21 protein-coding genes are annotated in these 24,541 nt (G+C 72.0%); 9 read left to right on the top strand and 12 right to left on the bottom strand.

Annotation, left to right across the window (positions count from 1 at the left end):
• The first annotated feature begins 484 nt into the window (after nt 1-484).
• Complete coding sequence (gene gabT / locus PV342_RS25715) at nt 485-1,816, top strand: 4-aminobutyrate--2-oxoglutarate transaminase (RefSeq protein WP_400802481.1); 1,332 nt, start codon at nt 485-487, stop codon at nt 1,814-1,816.
• 352 nt (nt 1,817-2,168) lie between these two features.
• On the top strand, nt 2,169-2,792 hold the full coding sequence (locus PV342_RS25720; RefSeq protein ID WP_329185457.1) for a phosphatase PAP2 family protein: 624 nt from the start codon (nt 2,169-2,171) through the stop codon (nt 2,790-2,792).
• Here PV342_RS25720 and PV342_RS25725 read toward each other — a convergent pair.
• The 9 genes from PV342_RS25725 to PV342_RS25765 form a co-directional block, all read right to left on the bottom strand.
• Nucleotides 2,764-4,269 carry a CoA-acylating methylmalonate-semialdehyde dehydrogenase gene (locus PV342_RS25725; RefSeq protein WP_361005138.1) on the bottom strand — a complete coding sequence of 502 codons (1,506 nt, stop codon included), beginning with the start codon at nt 4,267-4,269 and terminating at the stop codon, nt 2,764-2,766. The genes PV342_RS25720 and PV342_RS25725 overlap by 29 nt on opposite strands.
• 90 nt (nt 4,270-4,359) lie before the next feature.
• Nucleotides 4,360-5,052 (bottom strand): nucleotidyl transferase AbiEii/AbiGii toxin family protein, encoded by a 693-nt coding sequence (locus PV342_RS25730; RefSeq protein WP_500318779.1) that lies wholly within the window; start codon nt 5,050-5,052, stop codon nt 4,360-4,362.
• A gap of 153 nt (nt 5,053-5,205) precedes the next feature.
• Nucleotides 5,206-5,676 carry a hypothetical protein gene (locus tag PV342_RS25735; protein ID WP_018561756.1) on the bottom strand — a complete coding sequence of 157 codons (471 nt, stop codon included), beginning with the start codon at nt 5,674-5,676 and terminating at the stop codon, nt 5,206-5,208.
• Between the two features lie 139 nt (nt 5,677-5,815).
• Complete coding sequence (locus PV342_RS25740; protein ID WP_500318780.1) at nt 5,816-7,210, bottom strand: NAD(P)/FAD-dependent oxidoreductase; 1,395 nt, start codon at nt 7,208-7,210, stop codon at nt 5,816-5,818.
• A gap of 34 nt (nt 7,211-7,244) precedes the next feature.
• On the bottom strand, nt 7,245-8,045 hold the full coding sequence (locus PV342_RS25745; RefSeq protein ID WP_018561754.1) for an ABC transporter permease: 801 nt from the start codon (nt 8,043-8,045) through the stop codon (nt 7,245-7,247).
• On the bottom strand, nt 8,045-8,980 hold the full coding sequence (locus PV342_RS25750) for an ABC transporter permease (protein ID WP_500318781.1): 936 nt from the start codon (nt 8,978-8,980) through the stop codon (nt 8,045-8,047). Before PV342_RS25750 ends, PV342_RS25745 begins: the two co-directional genes overlap by 1 nt.
• The gene (locus tag PV342_RS25755) at nt 8,980-10,164 is read right to left on the bottom strand and encodes an ABC transporter ATP-binding protein (protein WP_391579024.1); all 1,185 of its coding nucleotides are present in this window, start codon (nt 10,162-10,164) and stop codon (nt 8,980-8,982) included. Before PV342_RS25755 ends, PV342_RS25750 begins: the two co-directional genes overlap by 1 nt.
• A gap of 29 nt (nt 10,165-10,193) precedes the next feature.
• Nucleotides 10,194-11,423: a polyamine ABC transporter substrate-binding protein gene (locus PV342_RS25760; RefSeq protein WP_500318782.1), complete on the bottom strand. Its 1,230-nt coding sequence runs from the start codon at nt 11,421-11,423 to the stop codon at nt 10,194-10,196.
• A gap of 88 nt (nt 11,424-11,511) precedes the next feature.
• A complete protein-coding gene (locus PV342_RS25765) occupies nt 11,512-13,029 on the bottom strand; it encodes a gamma-aminobutyraldehyde dehydrogenase (protein WP_400802468.1) in 1,518 nt (505 codons plus the stop codon).
• Nucleotides 13,030-13,309: 280 nt separating this feature from the next.
• Between PV342_RS25765 and PV342_RS25770 the strand changes: the two genes are divergently transcribed.
• Entirely contained in the window at nt 13,310-15,007 is a 1,698-nt protein-coding gene (locus tag PV342_RS25770; RefSeq protein ID WP_400802466.1) for a PucR family transcriptional regulator, read from the top strand.
• Between the two features lie 21 nt (nt 15,008-15,028).
• On the opposite strand, the gene PV342_RS25775 is transcribed toward PV342_RS25770, so the two are convergent.
• Nucleotides 15,029-16,507 (bottom strand): DUF4190 domain-containing protein, encoded by a 1,479-nt coding sequence (locus PV342_RS25775; RefSeq protein ID WP_500318783.1) that lies wholly within the window; start codon nt 16,505-16,507, stop codon nt 15,029-15,031.
• Nucleotides 16,508-16,621: 114 nt separating this feature from the next.
• Between PV342_RS25775 and PV342_RS25780 the strand changes: the two genes are divergently transcribed.
• A complete protein-coding gene (locus PV342_RS25780; protein ID WP_361005113.1) occupies nt 16,622-17,656 on the top strand; it encodes an adenosine deaminase in 1,035 nt (344 codons plus the stop codon).
• Complete coding sequence (locus tag PV342_RS25785) at nt 17,644-18,306, top strand: glycerophosphodiester phosphodiesterase (RefSeq protein WP_400802461.1); 663 nt, start codon at nt 17,644-17,646, stop codon at nt 18,304-18,306. The genes PV342_RS25780 and PV342_RS25785 overlap by 13 nt, the downstream gene beginning before the upstream one ends.
• A 69-nt stretch (nt 18,307-18,375) precedes the next feature.
• On the opposite strand, the gene PV342_RS25790 is transcribed toward PV342_RS25785, so the two are convergent.
• Entirely contained in the window at nt 18,376-18,876 is a 501-nt protein-coding gene (locus PV342_RS25790) for a hypothetical protein (protein ID WP_026251485.1), read from the bottom strand.
• An 83-nt stretch (nt 18,877-18,959) separates the two neighbouring features.
• On the bottom strand, nt 18,960-20,396 hold the full coding sequence (locus tag PV342_RS25795; protein WP_018561744.1) for a gamma-aminobutyraldehyde dehydrogenase: 1,437 nt from the start codon (nt 20,394-20,396) through the stop codon (nt 18,960-18,962).
• A gap of 225 nt (nt 20,397-20,621) precedes the next feature.
• Between PV342_RS25795 and PV342_RS25800 the strand changes: the two genes are divergently transcribed.
• The 4 genes from PV342_RS25800 to PV342_RS25815 all read left to right on the top strand — a co-directional run bounded on the left by PV342_RS25800 (nt 20,622) and on the right by PV342_RS25815 (nt 24,500).
• The gene (locus tag PV342_RS25800) at nt 20,622-21,065 is read left to right on the top strand and encodes an Lrp/AsnC family transcriptional regulator (RefSeq protein WP_018561743.1); all 444 of its coding nucleotides are present in this window, start codon (nt 20,622-20,624) and stop codon (nt 21,063-21,065) included.
• 2 nt (nt 21,066-21,067) lie between these two features.
• Nucleotides 21,068-22,429, top strand: coding sequence for an aspartate aminotransferase family protein (locus tag PV342_RS25805; RefSeq protein WP_018561742.1), 1,362 nt, complete (start codon nt 21,068-21,070; stop codon nt 22,427-22,429).
• A 209-nt stretch (nt 22,430-22,638) separates the two neighbouring features.
• Nucleotides 22,639-23,364, top strand: a complete 726-nt coding sequence (locus PV342_RS25810) for an ABC transporter ATP-binding protein (RefSeq protein WP_400802456.1) — start codon at nt 22,639-22,641, stop codon at nt 23,362-23,364.
• Nucleotides 23,346-24,500, top strand: coding sequence for a hypothetical protein (locus PV342_RS25815; RefSeq protein WP_391579017.1), 1,155 nt, complete (start codon nt 23,346-23,348; stop codon nt 24,498-24,500). The genes PV342_RS25810 and PV342_RS25815 overlap by 19 nt, the downstream gene beginning before the upstream one ends.
• Nucleotides 24,501-24,541 lie beyond the last annotated feature (41 nt).

Consider the following 24,541-nt stretch of genomic DNA (forward strand, 5'->3'; position numbering starts at 1 on the left):
GCCTGGAACTTCCTCGCCTGGACCCTCGGCGACAAGGCGCAGGTCGACGTGGTCGCCGCCCACAAGGACGTGGTGGCCCGCACCGACCTCGCGTCCAACAAGCACTCCAAGGCGGACCCGCGGCCGGGATCGGCGGGGCCGGGCCGGGCACCGGGCACGGGGGGCGGTCCCGGGTGCGCGGGCGGGGCACCCGGCATCGGCCGGGCACCGGGTACCGGCGGTGTGCCCGGTTGCGGGCCGGGGCCTCCGGGCGGAGGCGCCGCGGGCTTCTCGTGCGTACCGTCGCGTTCCATCGCGTGTGCCACCCCTCGCAGGTCCGCACTCAATGTAGTCGAGCGGCCACCGCAGTCTGAAGGATCTTGGCACGCTCATGTCCGCCACGTCGAAGAGGCGTTCCGCAGTGCGCCCTATCGGAGTGTGCGAGGCTCCGCCGTACGGGCTTAGCCTGCGAGAAAAGACCACGGTTCGAAGGAGTACGTCCGCCATGACCGATCTGGCCCAGGAGCGTCGACTCGTCACCCCGATCCCCGGCCCCAAGTCGCAGGAGCTGCTGGCGCGCAAGACGGCGGCGGTCCCGAGCGGTGTCGGCGTGACCCTGCCCGTCTTCGTCACCCGCGCCGGTGGCGGCGTGCTGCAGGACGTGGACGGCAACTCCCTGATCGACTTCGGTTCGGGCATCGCGGTGACCTCGGTCGGCAACAGCGCCGAGGCCGTGGTGCGCCGCGCGTCGGCGCAGCTGGCCGACTTCACCCACACCTGTTTCATGGTGACGCCGTACGAGGGGTACGTGGAGGTCGCCGAGGCCCTCAACGAGCTGACCCCGGGCGACCACGAGAAGCGCACCGCGCTGTTCAACTCCGGTGCCGAGGCCGTCGAGAACGCGGTGAAGATCGCCCGCGCGTACACCAAGCGCCAGGCCGTGGTCGTCTTCGACCACGGCTACCACGGCCGCACCAACCTCACGATGGCGCTGACGGCGAAGAACATGCCGTACAAGCACTCGTTCGGCCCGTTCGCGCCCGAGGTCTACCGCATGCCGCTGGCCTACCCCTACCGCTGGCTGACCGGTCCGGAGAACTGCGCGCAGGAGGCGGCGGCCCAGGCGATCGACATGATCACCAAGCAGGTCGGGGCCGAGAACGTGGCCGCGATCGTGATCGAGCCGATCCAGGGCGAGGGCGGCTTCATCGAGCCGGCCAAGGGCTTCCTGCCGAAGCTGGCGGAGTTCGCGCGGGAGAACGGCATCGTCTTCGTCGCGGACGAGATCCAGACCGGCTTCTGCCGCACCGGCCAGTGGTTCGCCTGCGAGGACGAGGGCATCGTCCCGGACCTGATCACCACCGCCAAGGGCATCGCCGGCGGTCTGCCGCTGGCCGCGGTGACCGGCCGCGCCGAGATCATGGACGCCGCGCACGCGGGCGGCCTCGGCGGCACCTACGGCGGCAACCCGGTGGCGTGCGCCGGTGCGCTCGGTGCCATCGAGACGATGAAGGAGCAGGACCTCAACGCCAAGGCGCGCCGCATCGGCGAGATCATGCTCGGCCGGCTGCGCGGCATGCAGGAGAAGTTCGAGATCATCGGTGAGGTCCGCGGTCGCGGCGCCATGATCGCGATCGAGCTGGTGGAGCCGGGGAGCAAGACCCCGAACGCGGCCGCCACGGCCGCCGTGGCCAAGGCCTGCCACGCGGAGGGCCTGGTGGTCCTGACCTGTGGCACGTACGGCAACGTGCTGCGCTTCCTGCCGCCGCTGGTCATCGGCGAGGATCTGCTGAACGAGGGCCTGGACATCATCGAGGGCGCGCTCGCGCGGCTGTGACCAGGCGCTTCACCCGTGACCGAGTGTGTGCGACACGCAGCGTGAAGAAGGTGTGCGGGCCTGATGGCGGGAGGGTGCAACCCCTGCCCTGCGGGCTCCCGGTGACGTACGGTTTCCGCAGTTGGAAGAAACACCCCGTCTGCGGAAGTCCGCGGGCGACACTTTGCCGGTGAATCCCCATCACCGGTACAGCAGTGCCCTCGCGCACAGCGCCGAAGCCGAAGGCTCCGGCAATCCTCGCCGATCGGTCGGCCGCTTGCCCCAAACCCCCCGGGGCGGGCGGTACGGCGATCGTTCTGGCCGCCCCGGAACTCTCCCCCCTGTTCCGGGGCGGCCAACTTCTCTGGTGGCCGTGGTGTGCACGGCGCTCTTCGGACTGCTGACCTGGCAGGAGGCAATACGAGGGCGCCTGTTGGCTCTGGACGGGCCGGTGCGCGCCGCCCTTGCGGGATCGTCCCCCCACCCCGCAGACCGCTCCGCCGCGGCCCGGTTCCTCGCCGATCTGGGCAACTGGCAGGTCGCCGTGCCCGTGCTGCTGCTTGCGATGGTCTGCACCACCTGGCGTGCCCGCCGGTACGGGCTGCCCCGCCCCTGGCTGCCGGCGTCGGCGTACGCCCTCGTGATGGTCGCCGCGCCGCTGCTGGTCGCCCTGGTGAAGCCGCTGATCGGCCGGGCCGGCCCGGGTTCGCTGACGCTCTCCCCCGGCTATCCCGGGCTCTACCCCTCCGGCCACGCTGCCACGGCGGCCGCCGCGTACGGCGGCGCCGTGCTCCTGCTGCTGCCGTGGCTGGTACGCGCGGCGGCACGGCGGCTGCTGGTCGCGGCCGCCGTGCTGCTCAATGGCGCGGTGGGAGTCGCCCTCGTCCTGTGCGGCTATCACTGGCCGCTCGACGTCGTGGGGAGCTGGCTGCTGTGCGGCGCCCTGCTCGCGGGCGCCGCCCTGGCGGTCAGTTGTTGGTCGGGAAACCGAGGTTGATACCGCCGTGGCTCGGGTCGAGCCACCGCTGGGTGACGGCCTTGCCGCGGGTGAAGAAGTGGACGCCGTCCGGACCGTAGGCGTGCGTGTCGCCGAACAGCGAGGCCTTCCAGCCGCCGAAGGAGTAGTAGGCGACCGGCACCGGGATCGGTACGTTGATGCCGACCATGCCGACCTCGACGTCGTGCTGGAAGCGGCGGGCGGCGCCGCCGTCGTTGGTGAAGATGGCGGTGCCGTTGCCGTACGGGTTGGAGTTGATCAGCTCCAGGCCCTCGTCGTACGAGCCCACGCGGACCACGGACAGGACCGGGCCGAAGATCTCGTCGTTGTAGACGGACATGCCGGGCTTGACGTCGTCGAAGAGGGTCGGGCCGAGCCAGAAGCCCTCCTCGGTGTCCTCGCCGGTGACGGCGTGGGTGCGGCCGTCCACGGCGAGGGTCGCGCCGTCGGCGAGACCCGCGTCGAGGTAGGAGGTCACCTTGTCGCGGTGGGCGCCGGTGACCAGCGGGCCCATCTCGGAGGCGGCGCTGCAGCCGGGGCCGACCGTGAGACCGGCCATCCGCTCCTTGATCTTCTCGACCAGGGTGTCGCCGATCGGGTCGACCACGACGAGGACGGACACGGCCATGCAGCGCTCGCCCGCCGCGCCGAACCCGGCGTTGACGGCGGCGTCCGCGGCGAGGTCCAGGTCCGCGTCCGGCAGCACCAGCATGTGGTTCTTGGCGCCGCCCAGTGCCTGTACGCGCTTGCCGTAGCGGGTGCCGGTCTCGTAGACGTAGCGCGCGATCGGGGTGGAGCCGACGAAGGAGACGGACTTGACGTCCGGGTGCTCCAGGAGGCGGTCGACGGCGACCTTGTCGCCGTGCACGACGTTGAAGACGCCGTCCGGAAGCCCGGCCTGCTTCCACAGCTCCGCGAGGAAGTTGGCGGCGGACGGGTCCTTCTCCGAGGGCTTGACGACGACGGTGTTGCCCGCGGCGATGGCGATGGGGAAGAACCACATCGGCACCATCGCCGGGAAGTTGAAGGGCGAGATGATCGCGACCGGGCCGAGCGGCTGGCGGATCGAGTAGACGTCGATGCCGGTCGAGGCCTGCTCGGTGAAGCCGCCCTTGATCAGCTGCGGGATGCCGCAGGCGTACTCGACGACCTCCAGGCCGCGGGCGATCTCGCCGAGCGCGTCCGAGTGCACCTTGCCGTGCTCGGAGACGATGATCGCGGCCAGCTCCTCGCGCTTGGCGTTGAGCAGCTCGCGGAAGGCGAAGAGCACTGTGGTGCGCTTGGCGACCGAGGCGTGGCGCCACTCCTTGAACGCGGCGGCGGCCGCGCCGACGGCCTGGTCGACCTCGGCGATCGACGCGAAGTCCACCCGCCCGGTCACGGACCCGGTGGCGGGGTCGTACACGTCCCCGTGCCGCTCCGTGGTGCCGGTCCACGACTGCCCGGCGATCCAGTGCGTGATGTGCTTGTCGGTCACGGCGGACCTTCCTCTCCTCGTCTCCTGCCAGTGTCGTCGGCGGGCGGGGCGGCCTCAAGCACCAAGGTGTCGGCGCCGGGGCCGGGAGCTTTACAGGTCGTACAGCTCGTCGGGGTGCTCCATGCCCTCCATGAGGTCCAGGCGGATGTCCTGCGCCCAGCCGAAGGCCCAGCGTTTGACGGCGGCGACGGCCGTGCCGTCGAGTCCCAGCGCCGCGTACGCCGCGTCGTCGGCCTCGACGAGCTTGTCGAGGCGGTCGGCGAGCAGGCGCGGCTGGAGGTCCTCGTCGAGGTGGACGGCCATCGTGAGCAGCTCCCCCGGGGTGAACCAGGCGGTCAGGGCGTGCACGTCGACCAGGTCGCGCACCGCGGCGCGGTCGGCGACGGCGGCCACCTTCAGCGCGGCGCAGTCCTCCAGGGCCACCACCGGCACGGGCGCGGACAGGCCGAGTCCGACGGGGACCGGGGGGCGGGTGAGCGGCTGCTTGGCGACGTGGACGGTGCGGCCGGCCTCGCCCGGCGCGGTGACCCCGAGGTGGGCGGCGAGCGGCGTGCCGGGCAGCGGGGCGACCTCGTAACCGGCCCCGGTGTACGCGGCGGCGAGTGCGGCGCCGATGTCGCCGACCGGGGTGGAGCTGAAGGTGACCAGGTCGAGGTGGCGGGACGGGCGGCGTTCGAAGCCGTGCGCGATCAGCGCGAGGCCGCCCGCCACGGCGAGGCCGTGGCGCCCGCAGACGGGCAGGGCGGTCTCGACGAGGTGCGCGAGGCCGGGTGCGAGGGCCATGTCAGCCCCCCGCGGCGGGGGGCGCGGGAACGGTGGCGCGCCGTGGCGCGCCCGGGTATCCGCGGCCGCTCCGGTGCCGGCCGTGCTCCGTCGGGATCATGGCACCAGTGTCGCGCACGGGGGCGTACGGCCGGCGGGCCCCCGGTCGCGGGGTCACTCGCCCGGATCACGTCCGCGCCGTCCGGCCAGATGGGCCGCCGCCTCGTGCATGGCCAGTTCCAGGACGCCGGGGTCGGTGAGGTTGCCGGTGCCGTCCGGCGGTACGAGCCAGCGGACGCCGCCCGTGGCGCGGCCGGGGTAGGGGACCACGATCCAGGTGCCGGGCCCCGCCGTGCGGACGCCGGTGCCGATCCAGCGGGCGGCGGTGCCGGGGGGCACGAAGTAGCCCATGCGGGAGTCGCCGAAGTCGGTCAGGACCGGGCCCGGGCGGTCGACGAGACGGGTGAGGACGTCGAGCGTCGGGTAGCCCAGTTCGCCGGTGAGGATGAGGACGTCCCACAGCCGCCCGGCGGGCAGGAGCGTCACCCCGAGGGGGTGTCGCTCCCATTCCCACCGGGTGGCGTCGGGGTCGGGTGACACGGAAACCAGCCATTCGACCGCGCCCCGCGCGTCTGTGCCCACCATGCCGGTTCCTCCGTTCCGTGTGTGCGCTGCCGTGCTGTCACGTGGAGAGAGGAGGCCGGTGACGGATCATTACGCGGGTTTCACCACGCCCGATGGGGTGATCCGGACCACAGGTCGGCCGCGGGGGCCGGGGTCCCGGTCAGCTGTCGAAGCCGAGGCCGAGCCGGTCCATCGCCTTGAGCCACAGGTTGCGCCGCCCGGCGTTGCGGTCGGCGCGGTCCAGGGACCACTTGGTGAGGCCGATCCCCGCCCACGCCAGGGGCTCGGGCGGGAAGGGCAGCGGCTTGGTGCGCACCATCCGCAGCGCGGTGCGCTCGGTGCGCTCGCCGGAGAGCAGGTCGAGCATGACGTCGGCGCCGAAGCGGGTGGCGCCGACACCGAGGCCGGTGTAACCGGCGGCGTACGCGACCTTCCCGTCGTGGGCCGTGCCGTAGAAGGCGGAGAAGCGCGAGCAGGTGTCGATCGCGCCGCCCCAGGAGTGGGTGAAGCGCACGCCCTCCAACTGCGGGAAGCAGCGGAAGAAGTGCCCGGCGAGCTTCAGATAGGTCTCCGGTCGCTCGTCGCGGGAGGCGTCCAGGCGGCCGCCGTACGGGTAGACGGCGTCGTAGCCGCCCCACAGGACGCGGTTGTCGGCGGTGAGCCGGAAGTAGTGGAACTGGTTGGCGCTGTCGCCGAGCCCCTGGCGCTTCTTCCAGCCGATCGCGCCGAGCTGCTGCGGCGTCAGCGGTTCGGTCACCAGCGCGTAGTCGTAGACGGGGACGATGTAGGGGCGCACCCGGCGCACCAGCGAGGGGAAGACGTTGGTGCCGAGTGCGACGTGCCGGGCGAAGACCCGCCCGTACGGGGTGCGCACGGCCATGCCGGAGCCGTTCCGGGCGAGTTCGGTGGCCCGGGTGTGCTCGTAGACGCGTACGCCCAGCTCCTCGCAGGCCCGCCGCAGGCCCCAGGCGAGCTTCGCCGGGTGCAGCATGGCGACGCCCCTGCGGTCCCACAGGCCGCCGACGAAGGTCGGCGAGTCGACCTCGGCGCGGACCTGGTCGCGGTCGAGCAGTTCCAGTTCGACGCCGTGCCGGGCGGCCTCCTCGGCGGACGCCCGCAGATCGTCGAGCTGGTAGGGCTCGGTGGCGACGTCGATCTCGCCGGAGCGTTCGAAGTCGCAGTCGATGGAGTGGCGGGCCACCGTCTCCTCGATCCCCTCGAGGTTGCGGTTGCCCAGCTCCTCCAGCCGCCCGAACTCCTCGGGCCAGCGGGCGAGCCCGTTGGCGAGCCCGTGGGTGAGGCTGGCGGCGCAGAAGCCGCCGTTGCGGCCGGACGCCGCCCAGCCCACCTCCCTGCCCTCGATCAGGACGACGTCGCGGCGCGGGTCGCGCTCCTTGGCCCGCAGCGCGGTCCACAGCCCGGTGTAGCCGCCGCCGACCACCAGCAGGTCGCAGTGCTCGTCGCCGACGAGGGCGGAACCGGCCCGCGGCCTGCCGGGGTCCTCCAGCCAGAACGGTGTCGGCTGCGCGTCGGCGAGCGAACGGGCTGGGTCCATGGGGTCTCACACCTTTGCGGATGCGGTCGGCGGATCAACTATGGGCTTTCCTGCGGCGGCTGAGCAGCTGCCCGACGACGACGCACAGCACCGCCGCGACGAACATCAGCGTGCCGATGACGTTCACCTGGACGGGCAGGCCCTTCTGGGCGGCGCCCCAGACGAACATCGGGAAGGTCACGGTCGCCGGGCCGGCGTTGAACTGCGTGATGATGAAGTCGTCGATGGAGATCGCGAAGCTCAGCAGCGCGCCCGCCGCGATGCCGGGCGCGGCGATCGGGAAGGTGATCCGCCAGAACGTCGACCACGGGGTGGCGTAGAGGTCCTGGGCGGCCTGCTCCAGTCGCGGGTCCATGCTCATCACGCGCGCCTTGACCGCCGTCACCACGAAGCTGAGGCAGAACATGATGTGCGCGATGAGGATGGTCCAGAAGCCGAACTGGATGCGCATGTTGAGGAACAGCGTGCCGAGGGAGGCGCCCATGACGATCTCGGGCATCGCCATCGGCAGCCAGATCAGCCCGGTCACCGGGCCGCGGCCGCGGAAGCGGTAGCGGCCGAGCGCGAAGGCGACCATGGTGCCGAGGATCGTGGCGCCGAGGGTGGCGAGCACGGCGATCTCCAGGGACAGCGACACCGAGTCGCACATGTCGCCGACACCGCAGGGGTTGGCCCACGCGTCGAGCGAGAAGTGGTTCCAGGAGTAGTTGAAGCGGCCCTTGGGCTGGTTGAAGGAGAAGATCAGGACGATCACGTTGGGGATCGTCATGTAGGCGAGGGCGGCCACGCCGGCGAAGACGACGAGGTGCCGTCGCACCCAGTTCAGCACGGGCATCAGACCAGTTCCTCCGTCCCGGCTTTGCGGATGTAGACGGACACGATCACCAGGATCGCGGCCATGAGCATGAAGGACAGTGCGGCGGCGGTCGGGTAGTCGAGCACCGTCAGGAACTTGGACTGGATGACGTTGCCGATCATCTGCTCGCTGGGGCTGCCCAGCAGCTCGGCGTTGATGTAGTCGCCGGAGGCGGGGATGAAGGTGAGCAGCGTGCCGGCCACGACGCCGGGCAGCGAGATCGGGAAGGTCACCTTGCGGAAGGTGGTGAAGGGCCGGGCGTACAGGTCGCCCGCCGCCTCGTGCAGCCGCGGGTCGATGCGCTCCAGCGAGCTGTAGAGCGGCAGGATCATGAAGGGCAGGAAGTTGTACGTCAGACCGCACACCACCGCCAGCGGGGTGGCGAGCACGCGGTCGTCGGCGGTGATGCCGAGGGACGCGGTGACGTTGAGGATGTGCAGCTTGTCCAGCACGGCCACGACGTAGCCGTCGTCGGCGAGGATCGTCTTCCAGGCCAGGGTGCGGATCAGGAAGCTGGTGAAGAACGGCGCGATGACCATGACCAGCAACACGTTGCGCCAGCGGCCCGCCTTGAAGGCGATGGTGTACGCCAGCGGGTAGCCGATCGCCAGGCAGAGCACGGTGGCGATGCCGGCGTAGATCAGCGACCGCAGGTAGAAGACGTCGTACTCCCTGAACGCGTCCCAGTAGGTCGCGAAGTGCCAGGTGACCTGGTAGCCGGTCTCCAGGGAGCCGGTCTGCACCGAGGTCGAGGCCTGGTAGACCATGGGGGCCGCGAAGAAGACCAGCAGCCACAGGATTCCGGGCAGCAGCAGCCAGTACGGGACGAGTCTGCGCCGCCGGGCGGCGGCGCCGGGCGGTACCGGCGGGACCTCGGCCGGTGCCCCGGCGGGGGCGGTGGAGAGGGCGGCCATTACGCGTCGACCTCCCCGGCCTCGATGTCCTGCGCGGCGTCGAGACCGAAGGTGTGCGCGGGGCTCCAGTGCAGCACCACCTCGGCGCCGGGGACGAGGCGGCCGTCGCGCTCCACGTTCTGCGCGAAGACGGCGAGCTCCGGGCACCAGGGGCTGTTGACGACGTACTGGGTGGAGACGCCGATGAAGCTGGCGTCGACGATCCGCCCGGTGATCTTGTTGCGGCCCTCGGGGACCTCGGCCGCGTCGTCGGCGTGGACGATGGATATCTTCTCCGGGCGCACGCCGGCGAGGAGCTTGTCGCCCGCCTGCACCGAGGGGACGCACCGCGCGGTGGGCATCGCCAGGCGGCCGTCACCGACGCTGAGCAGCAGGTCGTCGCCGCTGGTGCCGGCGACCTCGGCCTCGATGAGGTTGGACTGGCCGAGGAAGTTGGCGACGAAGGTCGTCCGCGGGTTCTCGTACAGGTCGGTGGGCGCGCCGAGTTGCTCGATGCGGCCCGCGTTCATCACGGCGATGGTGTCGGCCATGGTCATGGCCTCCTCCTGGTCGTGCGTGACGTGCACGAAGGTGATGCCGACCTCGGTCTGGATGCGCTTGAGCTCCAGCTGCATCTGGCGCCGCAGCTTCAGGTCCAGGGCGCCCAGCGGTTCGTCGAGGAGGAGCACCTTGGGGTGGTTGATCAGGGCGCGGGCGACGGCGACGCGCTGCTGCTGGCCGCCGGAGAGCTGGTGCGGCTTGCGGCGGGCGAGGTGGCCCAGCTCCACGAGGTCGAGCATCTCCTCGACCTGGCCCTTGACGGACTTGACGCCGCGGCGGCGCAGGCCGAAGGCGACGTTCTCGTAGATGTCGAGGTGCGGGAAGAGCGCGTAGTTCTGGAAGACGGTGTTGACCGGGCGCTTGTACGGCGGCAGGCCGGTGACGTCCTGGTCGCCGATGCGGACGGTGCCGCCGCTGGGGTCCTCCAGGCCCGCGATCATGCGCAGCGTGGTGGTCTTGCCGCAGCCGGAGGCGCCCAGGAGCGCGAAGAAGGAGCCCTCGGGGATGGTCAGGTCGAGTGGGTGGACGGCGGTGAAGTCGCCGTATTGCTTGCCGAGGCCGGTGAGGGTCACGGCGCCTCCCGCGGAGGCGGGGTTCCTGGCTCCGGCCGGCTCGTCGGCGAGCGGTGCGGTCTGCTGGGTCATGTCGTCAGATCCCTAACTGCGGTGGCCGGTCAGGCGCCGATGAGCTTGGCGAACTTGTCCTCGAAGGCGGTCTCCTCCTTGGAGGAGAGCGACCGGAAGGGATGGGCCTTCGCCTTCATCTCCGCATTGGGAATGATCAGCGGGTTGTTGGCCACGCCCTCGTCGATCTTGAGGAGTTCCTCGTAGACGCCCGTGCAGGGCGTGATGTAGTTGACCCATGCCGCGAGCTCGGCGGCGATCGCGGGCTGGTAGTACCAGTCCATGAGGCGCTCGGCGTTCTTGCGGTGCTTGGAGCCCGCGGGGACGAGCATGTTGTCCGTGGAGTAGATGTAGCCGGCGGACGGGATCACGAACTTGATCTCGGGGTTGTCGGCCTGGAGCTGGACCAGGTCGCCGGCCCAGGCGACGCAGGCGGCGATGTTCCCCGAGGCGAGGCCGTCGGTGTACTCGTTGCCGGTGAACTGGCGGATCTGCTTGCCGTCCACGGCCTTCTGGACCCGGGCCACGGCCGCGTCGAAGTCGTCCGCGGTGAAGGACTCCGGCTGCTTTCCCATGTCGAGCAGGGTCATGCCTATGGTGTCGCGCATCTCGCTGAGCATGGCGACGCGGCCCTTGAGGTCGGGGTCGTCCAGCAGCTGGGAGACGCTGCCGACCTTCTTCCCCTTGGTGGCCTTCTCGTTGTAGGCGATGACGGTGGCGATGCCCTGCCAGGGGTAGGAGTGGGCGCGTCCGGGGTCCCAGTCGGGGTTGCGGAAACGTTGCTCCAGGTTGGTGAAGGCGTGCGGCAGGTAGGTGGGGTCCAGCGGCTGGGCCCAGCCCAGCCGGATCATCCGGGCGGCCATCCAGTCGGTGAGGACGACCAGGTCGCGGCCGGTCGACTGGCCGGCGGCGAGCTGCGGTTTGATCTTGGCGAAGAACTCGACGTTGTCGGTGATGTCGTCGCTGTACTTGACCTTGATCCCGGTCTTCTTCTCGAAGGCCTCCAGGGTCGGCATGTGCTTCTCGTCGTCGCTCATGTCGATGTAGAGCTGCCAGTTCGAGAAGACCAGCGACTTGTCCTTGTCGGACAGGTCGTCGCTCCTGACGCCGCCCTGGTTGTTGGTGGCGGCGGGGATGCCACAGGCGGACAGTGCCCCGGCGCCCGCGACGCCGAGACCGGCGCCGAGCACCCGGCGCCGGCTCAGGGAGGCCCTCCCGCTGGTCAGGCTGCGTTCCCACGCTTTGCGTACGGGCTCGGACAGGCCCTCGAACATCTCCATTGCGGTGCAGCCTCCAGGGGCGGTCGTGCGTGGGACGGACGGACTGTCGGGCCGGTGGGGGCGGTCCCGGAGGGGCGGGCGGCCGGGGTCAGCGGTCGCCGAAGATCGTGCGGTGCCAGCTCTTCCTGGCGACCGCGGTGTTGTCGTACATCACGTGCTTGACCTGCGTGTACTCCTCCAGGGAGTACGCCGACATGTCCTTGCCGTACCCGGAGGCCTTGTACCCCCCGTGCGGCATCTCGCTGATGATCGGGATGTGGTCGTTGACCCAGACGCACCCCGCCTTGATCTCACGGGTGGCACGGCCCGCGCGGAAGACGTCACGGGTCCATGCGGACGCGGCCAGGCCGTACGGCGTGTCGTTGGCCAGGGCCAGGCCCTCATCATCGCTGTCGAACGGCAGCACGACCAGTACCGGCCCGAAGATCTCCGACTGGACGATCTCGCTGTCCTGCGCGGCGCCGGTCACCAGCGTGGGCCGGTAGAACGCCCCGGGCGAGGCGGGGGCCTCGCCGCCGGTGACGACCGTGGCGTAGGAGCGGGCGCGCTCCACGAAGCCGGCGACGCGGTCGCGCTGGGTGTGCGAGATGAGAGGCCCGAGGTCGGTCTTCGCGTCGAAGGGGTCGCCCACCCGGATGCCCGAGAAGAGGTCGGCCACACCGGCGACGAAGGCGTCGTAGAGGGGGCGCTGCACATAGGCGCGGGTGGCGGCGGTGCAGTCCTGGCCGGTGTTGATCAGGGCGCCGGCGACCGCACCGTGGACGGCCGCCTCCAGGTCGGCGTCGTCGAAGACGACGAAGGGCGCCTTGCCGCCGAGTTCCAGGTGGAGCCGCTTGACGGTGGCGGTGGCGATCTCCGCGACACGCCTGCCGACCGCGGTGGAGCCGGTGAAGGAGGTCATCGCGACGTCCGGGTGCCCCACCAGGTGCTCCCCCGCCTCCTTCCCCGCGCCGGTGACGACGTTGACCACGCCCGCGGGGAGGCCCGCCTCGGTCGCCGCCTGGGCGAACATCAGCGAGGTCAGCGGGGTCAGCTCGGCCGGCTTGAGCACGATGGTGTTGCCCGCGGCGATCGCCGGCAGGACCTTCCAGGCCGCCATCTGCAGCGGGTAGTTCCACGGCGCGATGGAGCCCACGACGCCGACCGGCTCGCGCCGCACATAGGAGGTGTGGTCACCCGAGTACTCCCCCGCCGCCCTGCCCTCCAGATGGCGTGCGGCGCCCGCGAAGAAGGCGGTGTTGTCGACCGTGCCCGGGACGTCGAACTCCGTGGTCAGCCGCAGCGGCTTGCCGCACTGCAGCGACTCGGCGTACGCGAACTCGGCCGCCCGCCCGGAGAGGACGGCGGCGAAGCGGTGCATGGCGTCGGAGCGCTCACCGGGCGTGGCACCGGCCCAGCCGGGCAGTGCCCGCGCGGCGGCGGCGACGGCGTCGTCCACGTCGGCGGTGCCTGCCAGTTCGTAGGAGTACACGCTCTCCCCGGTGGCCGGGTCGACCACGGAGTGCGGCCGGCCGGAGGTGCCGCCTCGCAGGGTTCCGCCGACGTACTGGGCCCCCTCGGCGAAACGCTCCCGCACATCGAACCCGCCGTTCGCGCTGAGGTCCATCGTCTTCTCCTAGCACTCCGCTCGGCGGCGTGGCCAAAGCTTGGATTGGTGGACGATCCTGACAGAGTAGGCTCGCCCCAACAAGTGATTCCGTTGTTGCCTTTTGGTTACGCGACGAATTCTGTGTTCGCCCGGCGACCGGCAGCAGATCGTCACGGTGGACGATGCCCGGCTCCGCGCACCGGGCAACCGACACATCGCAAGCCGTGCCACCGGGGCCTTTACACCCTGGGCTTACGGTGGCACGACGTACCGCCCCGTTCCGCCCCGGAGGTCAGCCGTGTTCCCCACCGTCGCCGAGGTCCTGGAACTGGACGTGCTCAGGCGGGGTTCGCCGCAGGTCGTCGCGGGCTCCGGCGGGCTGCAGCGCCCGGTCCGCTGGGTGCACATCAGCGAGCTGGCCGACATCGCGGGCATGCTCCACGGGGGCGAGCTGGTCCTCACCACCGGCGTGATGCTCCCCGACGACAAGGAGTCCCTGGCCCGCTACATCGACGGTCTCGCCGACGTCGGCGCCGCGGGCCTCGTCGTCGAGCTGGGCCGGCGCTACACGGACGTCCTCCCCCGCCCCCTGGTCCGGGCCGCGGAACGGCGCGGACTGCCGCTGGTGGCCCTCCGCACCGAGGTGCGCTTCGTCGCGGTGACCGAGGCCGTGCACGCCCACGTCGTCGACGCGCAGCTGACCGAGCTGCGGGCCTCGGAGGCGGTGCACCAGACCTTCAACGAACTGTCCGTGGAGGGCGCGGAACCCGGCGAGGTCGTCCGCGAGGTGGCCCGGATGGCGGGCGCGCCCGTCGTACTGGAGAACCTCTCCCACCAGGTGCTCGCCTTCGACCCGGCGGGGCACGACCCCGAGGCCCTGCTCGACGGCTGGGAGCGGCGCAGCCGCGGCGTCCACCCGGCCGGCCGCACCGGCCACGACCCGCGCACCGGCTGGCTGGTCACCGCGGTCGGAGCGCGCGGCCGGGACTGGGGCAGGCTGGTGGTCGTCGGCGAGCCCGCCACCGGCGCCGGGCCGGAACCGGGCGAACGCCCGCACCGCCACAGCGTGCTGCTGGAGCGGGGCGCCGCCACCCTCGCGCTCAACCGGCTGCTGGAACGCGACCGGGAGTCCCTGGAACGGCAGACCCACCGCACCCTGCTGTCCGGCATCCTCACCCACGCCCTGACCGTCTCCGACGTCGCGCTGCGCGCCCGGGCCCTGGGCGTACCGCTGGAGGGCCGGCGGCTGGTCGGCGTCATGCTGCGGCTGCGCGGCGGGCCGGCCTCGGCCGCCCTGGAAGCGCAGGCCCGGCTGCGGGACTTCACCGAGACGGCCGCCCAGGCCGTACGCGAGCGGGGGCTGACCGCGCTCACCGGCACACTCGACGACGGCGGCGTCGGCGTGCTCGTCTCCCTGGGCCCGTCCGACCACGAGCACACCGCGCTGGAGGAGTTCGCCGCCGCACTCACCCGGCTGACCGAGCCCGCCCCCGACGGCGGCACCGCCTTCGTCATGGCGGCCGGCTCCTCGGTCGGCTCCCTGCGCGACGCCCGCCGCACCCTGCTGGAGGCGGCGCAGGTCGCGGACGCCGCGATGCACGGCGGCCGCAATGAGGGAGGCAGGTCGCAGCCCTCCGAGAAAAGGGTGCCGGCGGGCGGCGGGCGGGCCTACTACCGGCTGCCGGACGTCCGGCTGCGCGGCCTGCTCCACCTCCTGCGCGACGACGCGCGGCTGCAGACGTACGTCGAGCGCGAACTCGGCCCGCTGCTGACCTACGACGCCGAGCACGGCACGGACCTCGTCCGGATCCTCACCGTCTACCTGGACGCCGGCCGCAACAAGTCGGCCGCGGCCGACGCGGCGCACCTGTCACGGCCGTCCTTCTACGACCGGCTGCACCGCGTCGAGCGCGTCCTCGGCATCGACCTGGACCAGGTCGAGTCCTGCCTCTCCCTGCACGTGGCGCTGCTGGCGCTGGACGCGGTGCGGCGCTGAGGCCGCGCGGCCGTGCCGGGGCTACGGCACGTCCAGGCTCCAGTAGGTGTAGTCGTACTCGTAGCCGGGCGCGACCTCGACCTGGAAGGCGCCGTCCTCGTCGCCCTCCGGCACGACCACGGTGACCTCCCTTGTCGCGCGCTCGCCCGGGGCCAGTTCGTCGGGCAGGCCCACGCCGCTGGTCAGGTCGCGCAGGCTCTCGTCCTCGAAGTCGTCCCCGTAGGCCGTGATCTCGCTCTCGCTCAGGTCGGCGGTGTCGTCGCCGGTGTTCTCCAACTCGATGGAGAACGTGACCGCGGTGCCGCCGTCCAGCATGCTGTTCGGGAGGGCGGTCGTCCGCTGGACGTCCGACAGCGTGACGTGCACCCCGTCGTCGTAGAGCGCGGTGCCGCCGTCGTCCAGCGGTGTCTCCCAGTCGGCGTTCCGGGAGGTGACCAGGTCGTCACCGCCCGGCTCGTCGAACCAGCCCTTGTCGATCCCGCCGACCACCAGGGCGATCATGCCCCCCGCCAGGACGACGGAGACGATCCCGAGGATCAGGCCGGTCAGCGCCTGCGGGCGGTTGGTCGCCTCGCCGCGCCGGGCGATCCGCAGACCGACGATGCCGCAGGCGATGGCAGCGATGCCCAGGGGGAGTCCCAGGAAGGCCCCGAAGCAGGAGATGGCCAGGACAGCGCCCACGATGCCCAGGATCATCGCCGTCAGACCGACGCCGTTGCGGGCGACAGGCGGCGCCCATCCGCCGTACGGGCCCATCCCGTAGCCAGGGTAGCCGGGTTGGCCGGGGTAGCCGGGGTACCCCGGGTGGCCGGGGTAGCCGGGTTGGGCCGGATACGTGGGGTACCCGGGCGGCCCGGGGTGGCCGGCGTAGCCGGGGAACGTGGCGTGCGGCGGCTGCGGGGGAACCGTCGCCGCCGCGTCCGGGACGGGCGGCGCCCAAGGATCGCGCGGCTGCTGAGCCGGGGCGGGCGCCTGCGCGTCCTCGGGCACCGGGCGCTTGGTCAGCGTCACCTGCTCCTGCGGCGGCTGCGGGATCGGCGGCGCCCAGGGGTGGTACCCGGCGTGCGCGCCGGGCTGCCCGTACCCGGGGGCGACGGGCACCGGCGGCGCCCACGGATCCGGTGGCCCGGGCACCCCGGCGGGCGCGGGGGCGGGCGCGGGGTGGGCGGTCGGGACGGGGGGAGCATCGCTCACCGCCGGAGCCTCGCCGGACGCGTCGGCGGGCTCCACGGCATCCGCGGCATCCGCGGCAGCCACTGTTCCCGGCTTCTTCGCACCCTCGTCCCCTGCCGGCGCGGCCGGGACGTCGGCGTCCGCAGGCACCGCGTCCGCAGGGGCCGGGTCCGGGGCGTCGTGCGGCGCCGCGGGCGCGGGGGCGGACAGCTCGAAGTCGGGGCCGGGGGTGGCGTCCGCCGGGGCCTCCGAGGTCGACGGGGCCGCCGCTGCGGGGTTCTCGCTCGCGGCGTCGCGCGGCGTCGGGTTCTCGGGGTCGTGGGACATCGCTGCCTTCCTGGTGACTACGTCGGGCAATGCTATGGCCTGCGAAGACACCGGACGGAGGCAATTTCGTGTTTACGATGGCCGTTGCCGACCACCCCGCAGGAGGATCACCCCATGTCCGACACCGCGTCACCCCTCGACGCCTTCATCGCGGGGCTCCCGAAGGCCGAGCTCCACGTGCACCACGTCGGCTCGGCCTCGCCCCGCATCGTGGCGGAGCTGGCCGCGCGGCACCCGGATTCCAAGGTGCCCACCGATCCCGCCGCCCTCGCCGAGTACTTCAGCTTCCGGGACTTCGCCCACTTCATCGAGGTCTACCTGTCCGTCGTCGACCTGATCCGCGACGCGGAGGACGTCCGCCTGCTGACGTACGAGGTCGCCCGCGACATGGTGCGGCAGAACATCCGCTACGCCGAGCTGACCGTGACCCCGTACAGCTCCGTCCGTCGCGGCATCCCGGACCGGGCGTTCGTGGAGGCGATCGAGGACGCCCGCAAGGCGGCCGAGGCGGAGCTCGGCATCGTGCTGCGCTGGTGCTTCGACATCCCGGGCGAGGCCGGGCTGGCCTCCGCCGAGGAGACCGCCCGCATCGCCACCGAGCTGCAGCCGGACGGCCTGGTCAGCTTCGGGCTGGGCGGGCCCGAGATCGGCGTGCCGCGCCCGCAGTTCAAGCCGTACTTCGACCGCGCCCGTGCCGCCGGCCTGCACAGCGTGCCGCACGCGGGCGAGACCACCGGCCCGCAGACGATCTGGGACGCACTGCGTGAGCTGGGCGCCGAGCGCATCGGCCACGGCACCAGCGCCACCCAGGACCCGCGCCTGCTGGACCACCTGGCCGAGCACCGCATCCCGCTGGAGGTCTGCCCGACCTCCAACATCGCCACCCGCGCCGTGGCCACGCTCGACGAGCACCCGGTCAAGGAGATGGTGGCCGCGGGCGTCCTCGTCACCGTCAACAGCGACGACCCGCCGATGTTCGGCACCGACCTCAACACCGAGTACGCGGTGGCCGCGCGGCTGCTGCAGCTCGACGAGGGCGGCCTGGCCCAGCTCGCCCGGAACGCCGTCGAGGCCTCCTTCCTCGACGCCCCCGGCAAGGCGAAGCTCACCGCCGAGATCGACTCCTACCTGGCGGGATGGCAGCGCTAGCGATCGCCCACCGCGGCGACCCATACCGCCACCGCGAGAACACCCTGCCCTCGCTGCGCAGCGCGGTTCGCGCGGGGGCGGACGCGGTGGAGATGGACGTGCGCCTGACCCGCGACGGGGTGCCGGTGCTGCTCCACGACCCCACGCTCAAGCGGCTGTGGGGCGTGGAGTCCGCCGTCGCGGGCCTCGCCGCGGACCGGCTGCCGCCGGGCGTCCCGACGCTGCACGAGGCGCTGGCCGCGGTCGGCGGCTGCCGGGCCCTGATCGACCTCACCCTGCCGGAGTCCGCGGGCCCGGTGCTCTGCGCGGTCCGGGACGCGGGCGCCGGGGACCGTACGTACTACTGCGGCGAGGCGGCCGCCGTCCTCGCGGTCCGGGACCGCGATCCGGCCGCCGAGATCGCGCTGACCTGGAAGACCTCCGCGCCGGTGCCGCCACTGCTGCTCGCGGAGCTGCGGCCGCGCTGGATCAATCTGCGCTTCGGGCTGGTGCGCGCGCCCCTGGTGGAGTGGGCGCGCGGCGAGGGCCTGCTGGTCGGCGCGTGGACGGTGGACCTGCGCCGGACGATGCGGCGGCTGGAGCGGCTGGGCGTCGACGCCGTCACGAGCAACCGCATCGACGTGCTGCGTGCGGAGCTCGGCGGCCGGTGAGCCTGCCCGGCTCGGCAACGGGCACCGGGTCTGCGTCAGCGGCGGCGCCGCCGGACGGCCGACGGTCCGTCACACGCCGGCCGGCACGGGCGGCTTCGTACCGGAGTGCTCCAGCCTCTTGATCATCCGCCGCAGGACCAGCAGCGGCACGATGCCGAAGACCCCGAAGGCCATGTCGATCGGCATCCACCACAGCGGCAGACCGCGCAGCGGGACGCAGATCGCGGCGAGCGGGATGATCCCGACGCAGGCGATCATCGCCCACTCCACGACCCAGACGTTGCGCACCGGGTCGCGCCAGACACCGTAGAAGGCGACGGCGATCACCAGGTGGGCGAAGGCGAGCCAGTCCGTGCCGTAGAGCATGAACGGGTACTTCGCGTCGGTGGCGTCCAGCCCCTCCCGCACGTGGGAGATCCAGTCGCCGACGGCTCCGGGCAGACCCCAGCCGTCCACCCACCGCACCTCGTGCACCAGCGGGAACGCGGTCGCGCCGCTCAGCACCAGGCACACCACGAAGACAACGAGCCAGGCGCGTATGCGCTGTTCAAGAGATCTTCGATCCTCCATGGTCCGGAGCGTACGCGCACATGCCGCGGCCCCGGACGCGGGGGTCGCTCCGGGGCCGTGGCGTGGGCTCGCGCCCCGCGGCGTCAGCCGTCCAGGGACGTCATGACGTGCTTGATGCGGGTGTAGTCCTCGAAGCCGTAGGCGGAGAGGTCCTTGCCGTAGCCGGACTTCTTGAAGCCGCCGTGCGGCATCTCGGCGACCAGCGGGATGTGGGTGTTGATCCACACGCAGCCGAAGTCGAGGCGCTTGGACATGCGCATCGCACGGGCGTGGTCCTTGGTCCACACCGAGGAGGCCAGGGCGTACTCGACGCCGTTTGCCCACTCGACGGCCTGGTCCTCGTCCGAGAAGGACTGGACGGTGATGACCGGGCCGAACACCTCGTTCTGGATGATCTCGTCATCCTGCCTGAGGCCGGAGACGACGGTCGGGGCGTAGAAGTAGCCCTTCTCGCCGACGCGGTGGCCGCCGGCCTCGACCTTGGCGTGCGCGGGGAGGCGCTCGATGAAGCCGGTGACCTGGGCGAGCTGGTTGGCGTTGTTCAGCGGGCCGTACAGCACGTCCTCGTCGTCCGCGGCGCCGGTCTTGGTGTCGGCGGCGGTCTTGGCGAGCTGGGCCACGAACTCGTCGTGGATCGACTCGTGCACCAGGACGCGGGTGGCGGCGGTGCAGTCCTGGCCGGCGTTGAAGTAGCCGGCGACGGCGATGTCCTCGACCGCCTTGGCGATGTCGGTGTCCTGGAAGACCACGACCGGGGCCTTGCCGCCGAGTTCGAGGTGGACCCGCTTGACGTCCTTGGCGGCGCTGCCGGCCACCTGGATGCCGGCGCGGACCGAACCGGTGATGGAGGCCATCGCCGGGGTCGGGTGCTCGACCATCAGACGGCCCGTCTCGCGGTCGCCGCAGACGACGTTGAAGACGCCCTTGGGCAGGATCCCGCCGATGATCTCGGCGATCAGCACGGTGGAGGCCGGGGTGGTGTCCGAGGGCTTCAGCACGACCGTGTTGCCCGCGGCGATCGCCGGGGCGAACTTCCACACGGCCATCATCATGGGGTAGTTCCACGGGGCGACCTGGGCGCAGACGCCGACCGGCTCGCGGCGGACGATCGAGGTCATGCCCTCCATGTACTCGCCGGCCGAGCGGCCCTCGAGCAGGCGGGCGGCACCCGCGAAGAAGCGGATCTGGTCGACCATCGGAGGGATCTCCTCGCTGGCCGTCAGCCCGATCGGCTTGCCGGTGTTCTCGCTCTCGACGGCCACCAGCTCGTCCGCGCGCGCCTCGAAGGCGTCCGCGATCCTCAGCAGCGCCTTCTGGCGCTCGGAGGGCGTCGTGTCGCGCCAGGCCGGGAAGGCGGCCGCGGCCGCGGCCATGGCCGCGTCGACATCGGCGGCGGCGGAGAGCGGCGCGGTCGCGTAGACCTCGCCGGTGGCGGGGTTCACCACGTCGGTGGTGCGCCCGTCGGCGGCGTCGCGGAATTCTCCGTTGATGTGGTTGCGCAAGGTACGGAGCTCGCTCACTGCACCTCTCCCTGTTCCTGTCCGATGTGTGAGACGGCCACCAGCCTACCTGCAGCACTGCGGTATTCGACATAGCCGAAACTCCGAAACAATGGATTCCGTGAGATTCGAGCCCCCAAACCACGGATTTCATCGATCGGGGGTTGCGTGACGGCTGACCTCTCGTGCAGAGTGGGGTGCGTGGCCACTCGTACTCCGGATCACAGGGGCGCCAACGGTGCCTTCGTGATCGATTCCGTCTCCAAGGCGATCATCGAACAGCTCCAGGAGGACGGCAGGCGTCCGTACGCCGCCATCGGCAAGGCCGTGGGCCTGTCCGAGGCGGCCGTGCGGCAGCGCGTCCAGAAGCTGCTCGACCAGGGCGTCATGCAGATCGTCGCCGTCACCGACCCGCTCACCGTGGGGTTCCGGCGGCAGGCGATGGTCGGCATCAACGTCGAGGGCGACATCGAACCCGTCGCCGACGCGCTGGCGGAGATGACGGAGGTCGAGTACGTCGTCGTGACCGCGGGCTCCTTCGACCTGCTGATCGAGATCGTCTGCGAGGACGACGACCATCTCCTGGAGACGATCAACAAGCGGATCCGCACGCTGCCCGGCGTGCGGTCCACCGAGAGCTTCGTCTACCTCAAGCTCCGGAAGCAGACCTACACCTGGGGAACCAGATAGCCATGAGCGCGGACCTTTCCAAGACCGCGTACGACCACCTGTGGATGCACTTCACCCGCATGTCGTCGTACGAGAACGCCCCTGTGCCGACCATCGTGCGCGGCGAGGGCACGTACATCTACGACGACAAGGGCAAGCGGTACATCGACGGCCTCGCGGGGCTGTTCGTGGTCAACGCCGGCCACGGCCGCGTGGAGCTCGCCGAGACCGCCTACAAGCAGGCCCAGGAGCTCGCCTTCTTCCCGGTGTGGAGCTACGCCCACCCCAAGGCCGTCGAACTCGCCGAGCGCCTGGCCGACTACGCCCCCGGCGACCTCAACAAGGTCTTCTTCACCACCGGCGGCGGCGAGGCCGTAGAGACCGCCTGGAAGCTCGCCAAGCAGTACTTCAAGCTCAAGGGCAAGCCGACCAAGTACAAGGTCATCTCGCGTGCCGTCGCCTACCACGGCACCCCGCAGGGCGCCCTGTCCATCACCGGCCTGCCGGGCCTGAAGGCCCCCTTCGAGCCGCTGGTGCCCGGCGCCCACAAGGTGCCGAACACCAACATCTACCGCGCCCCGCTCTTCGGTGACGACCCCGAGGCCTTCGGCCGCTGGGCCGCCGACCAGATCGAGCAGGAGATCCTCTTCGAGGGCCCCGACACCGTCGCGGCCGTCTTCCTGGAGCCGGTGCAGAACGCCGGCGGCTGCTTCCCGCCCCCGCCCGGGTACTTCCAGCGGGTCCGCGAGATCTGCGACCAGTACGACGTGCTGCTCGTCTCCGACGAGGTCATCTGCGCCTTCGGCCGGCTCGGCACGATGTTCGGCTGCGACAAGTTCGGCTACGTGCCGGACATGATCACCTGCGCCAAGGGCATGACCTCGGGCTACTCCCCCATCGGCGCGTGCATCATCTCCGACCGCATCGCCGAGCCCTTCTACAAGGGCGACAACACCTTCCTGCACGGCTACACCTTCGGCGGCCACCCGGTGTCGTCGGCCGTCGCCCTCGCCAACTTCGACATCTTCGAGCGCGAGCAGCTCAACCAGCACGTGCTCGACAACGAGGACGCCTTCCGCGCCACCCTGGAGAAGCTGCTCGACCTGCCGATCGTCGGCGACATCCGCGGGAACGGCTTCTTCTACGGCATCGAGCTGGTGAAGGACAAGGTCACCAAGGAGACCTTCACCGACGAGGAGACCGAGCGCGTCCTGTACGGCTTCCTCAGCAAGGCGCTCTTCGAGAACGGCCTCTACTGCCGCGCCGACGACCGCGGCGACCCGGTCGTCCAGCTCGCGCCGCCGCTGATCGCCGACCAGTCGACGTTCGACGAGATCGAGGGCGTCCTGCGCACCGTCCTCACGGAGGCCTGGACCAAGCTCTGACGGTCCCCCTCGCCACCCCGGGCCGGGTCACGCGTCACGCGTGCCCCGGCCCGTCGGCGTCCGCGCGGGCGGGACGCCGTCAGGGGCCGCGGCGTACGCCGCACGGGTGGGCGCGGGCGCGGGACACGCCCCGGTGACCCCGGGTGGGGGCCGTGCGGCGCGTACGGTGCCGCAGTGACCCGGACTCCCCGCGTTCGTTAGAGGCCAACGTGAACCCACCCGACAACGACGTGCTGTGGGCCCGCGGCCTGCGCCACGCGCACGACCGCTCACCCGCTCTGCTCGGCGTGTCCCTCGGCGTGCGTGAGGGCGAGATCCTCGGCGTCCTCGGCCCGCACGGCGCGGGGAAGACCACCCTGCTGCGCTGTCTGTCCGGCGAACTGCTCCCCGAGCAGGGCGAGGTGTGGTTCAACAGCTCCCCTGTGCACACCCTCGGCGCGACCGCCCGCGAGCGGCTGCGCCGTGAGTGCTTCGGCTGGATCGACAGCAGCCCGCAGCTGCTCCCCGAACTGACCGTCCGGGAGAACGCCGCGCTGCCGCTCCTGTTGTGCGGTGTCCCATACCGCACGGCCCGCGCGGACGCGCAGGAGTGGCTGGACCGGCTGGACATCGGCGGGGCCGCCCGCAAACGGCCCGGCAGGCTGCTGCAGGCCGAGCGGCAGCGGGTGGCGATCGCCCGCGCCCTGGTCAACCGGCCGTCGGTGGTCTTCGCCGACGAACCGACCGCCCCGCTGCACCGCGCGGACCGCGCCCAGGTGCTGCGGATACTGACCAGCGCCGCCCGCTCGCACGGCATCACCGTGGTGCTGGCGTCCAACGAGCCCGAGGTCGTCTCCCTCGCCGACCGGGTGGTCACCCTCGTCGACGGCCGCTTCACGGCCGGCATGCCCCAACAGGAGCGGGAGGACGCCGACTCGTGCTCAGCCTCCGTGTAGCCCTCGGCTCCCGGCCGGAGGTGCTGCTGCGCCGGCTGCTGGTCGTCGCGGCGGCCGCGGGCACCGGGTTCCTGCTGCTCGCCGTTCTCGGTCACGCCCTCGCGCACCCCGCGCCCGCACCGGACGGCCTGGTCCCGCTGCTGTGGTGCGCGGCGCCGTTCGCCGCCACCGTCCACCTGTCGGTGCTCGTGGCCCGTACGGAGCCGAGCGGACGGCTGCACGCGGGCCTGGCCGCCGCCGGGCTCGGACGGCACGGGCTGCCCCTGCTGGCCGCGGCGAGCTCCGCCCTCAACTGCGGCCTGGGCGTCCTGATCGCGCTCCTGGGCTTCCTCTTCCTCCGCGGTGACCTGCCCGGCCCGCACCTCACCGGTGCCGCCGAGGCACTGGGCGCGGACCGGGAGCTCCCGTTCGCGGGCGCGCTGACGCTGTCGGCCACACTGCCGCTGGTAGCGGCGGTCGCGGCCGCGGTCGTATTGCGGCCGCGGCGGTCCCGCCAGGAGGAGCCCACCGGCCGCGAGGGCCGCACTCCTTCGGGCCTGCCGTGGGGCGTGGCTCTCGTGGCGATCGGCCTGGCCGTACAGATCTCCTCGGCCGGGGACGCCGGCGCCCCGGCGTCCGGGGGCACGCTCCCGCTGCCCGGCGGCCTCGGTCACGTCGCCCCGGCCGTCGTCGGCGGCTGGCTGCTGACGGCCATCGGCATGGTGCTGGCCATGCCGGGCCTGGTCCACCTGTGCGGACGGCTGCTGGCTGCGTACCGGCCCGGTGCCCTGCGGCTCCTGGCGGGGCGGGCCCTCCAGGAGGAGGCGGCGCTCGTGGGCCGCCCGCTGGGCGCCTTGTGCGCGGTGGCCGCCACCGCCCTCGCCGGCACCGGCCGGCTCGGCGCCGCGGCGCACCCCGTCGGGCCGCTCACCGCGCTGGGTGCCTTCCTGGTCGTCCTGTCGGCGGTCGCGACCGCCCTGACCGCGACGGTGGACGCCAAGCGCGCCCGCCGTCCCGCCACCGCCGCCCTCACCCGGCTCGGCGCACCCGCCGCCCTGCTGCGCAACGCGGCCGCCGTGCGGGCCCTCGCGGTCCTCGCCGTGGTGCTGCCACTGACCCTGCTCGTCGCCCACCTGGGCACCCTGCCGCTGCCGTAGCGCCGTGCGGAGCCCCGCGGCGGCGGCCCCCGCCGCGGGCG

Origin of the sequence: Streptomyces sp. PA03-3a, assembly GCF_033792735.1 — a bacterium.
Classification (GTDB): domain Bacteria; phylum Actinomycetota; class Actinomycetes; order Streptomycetales; family Streptomycetaceae; genus Actinacidiphila.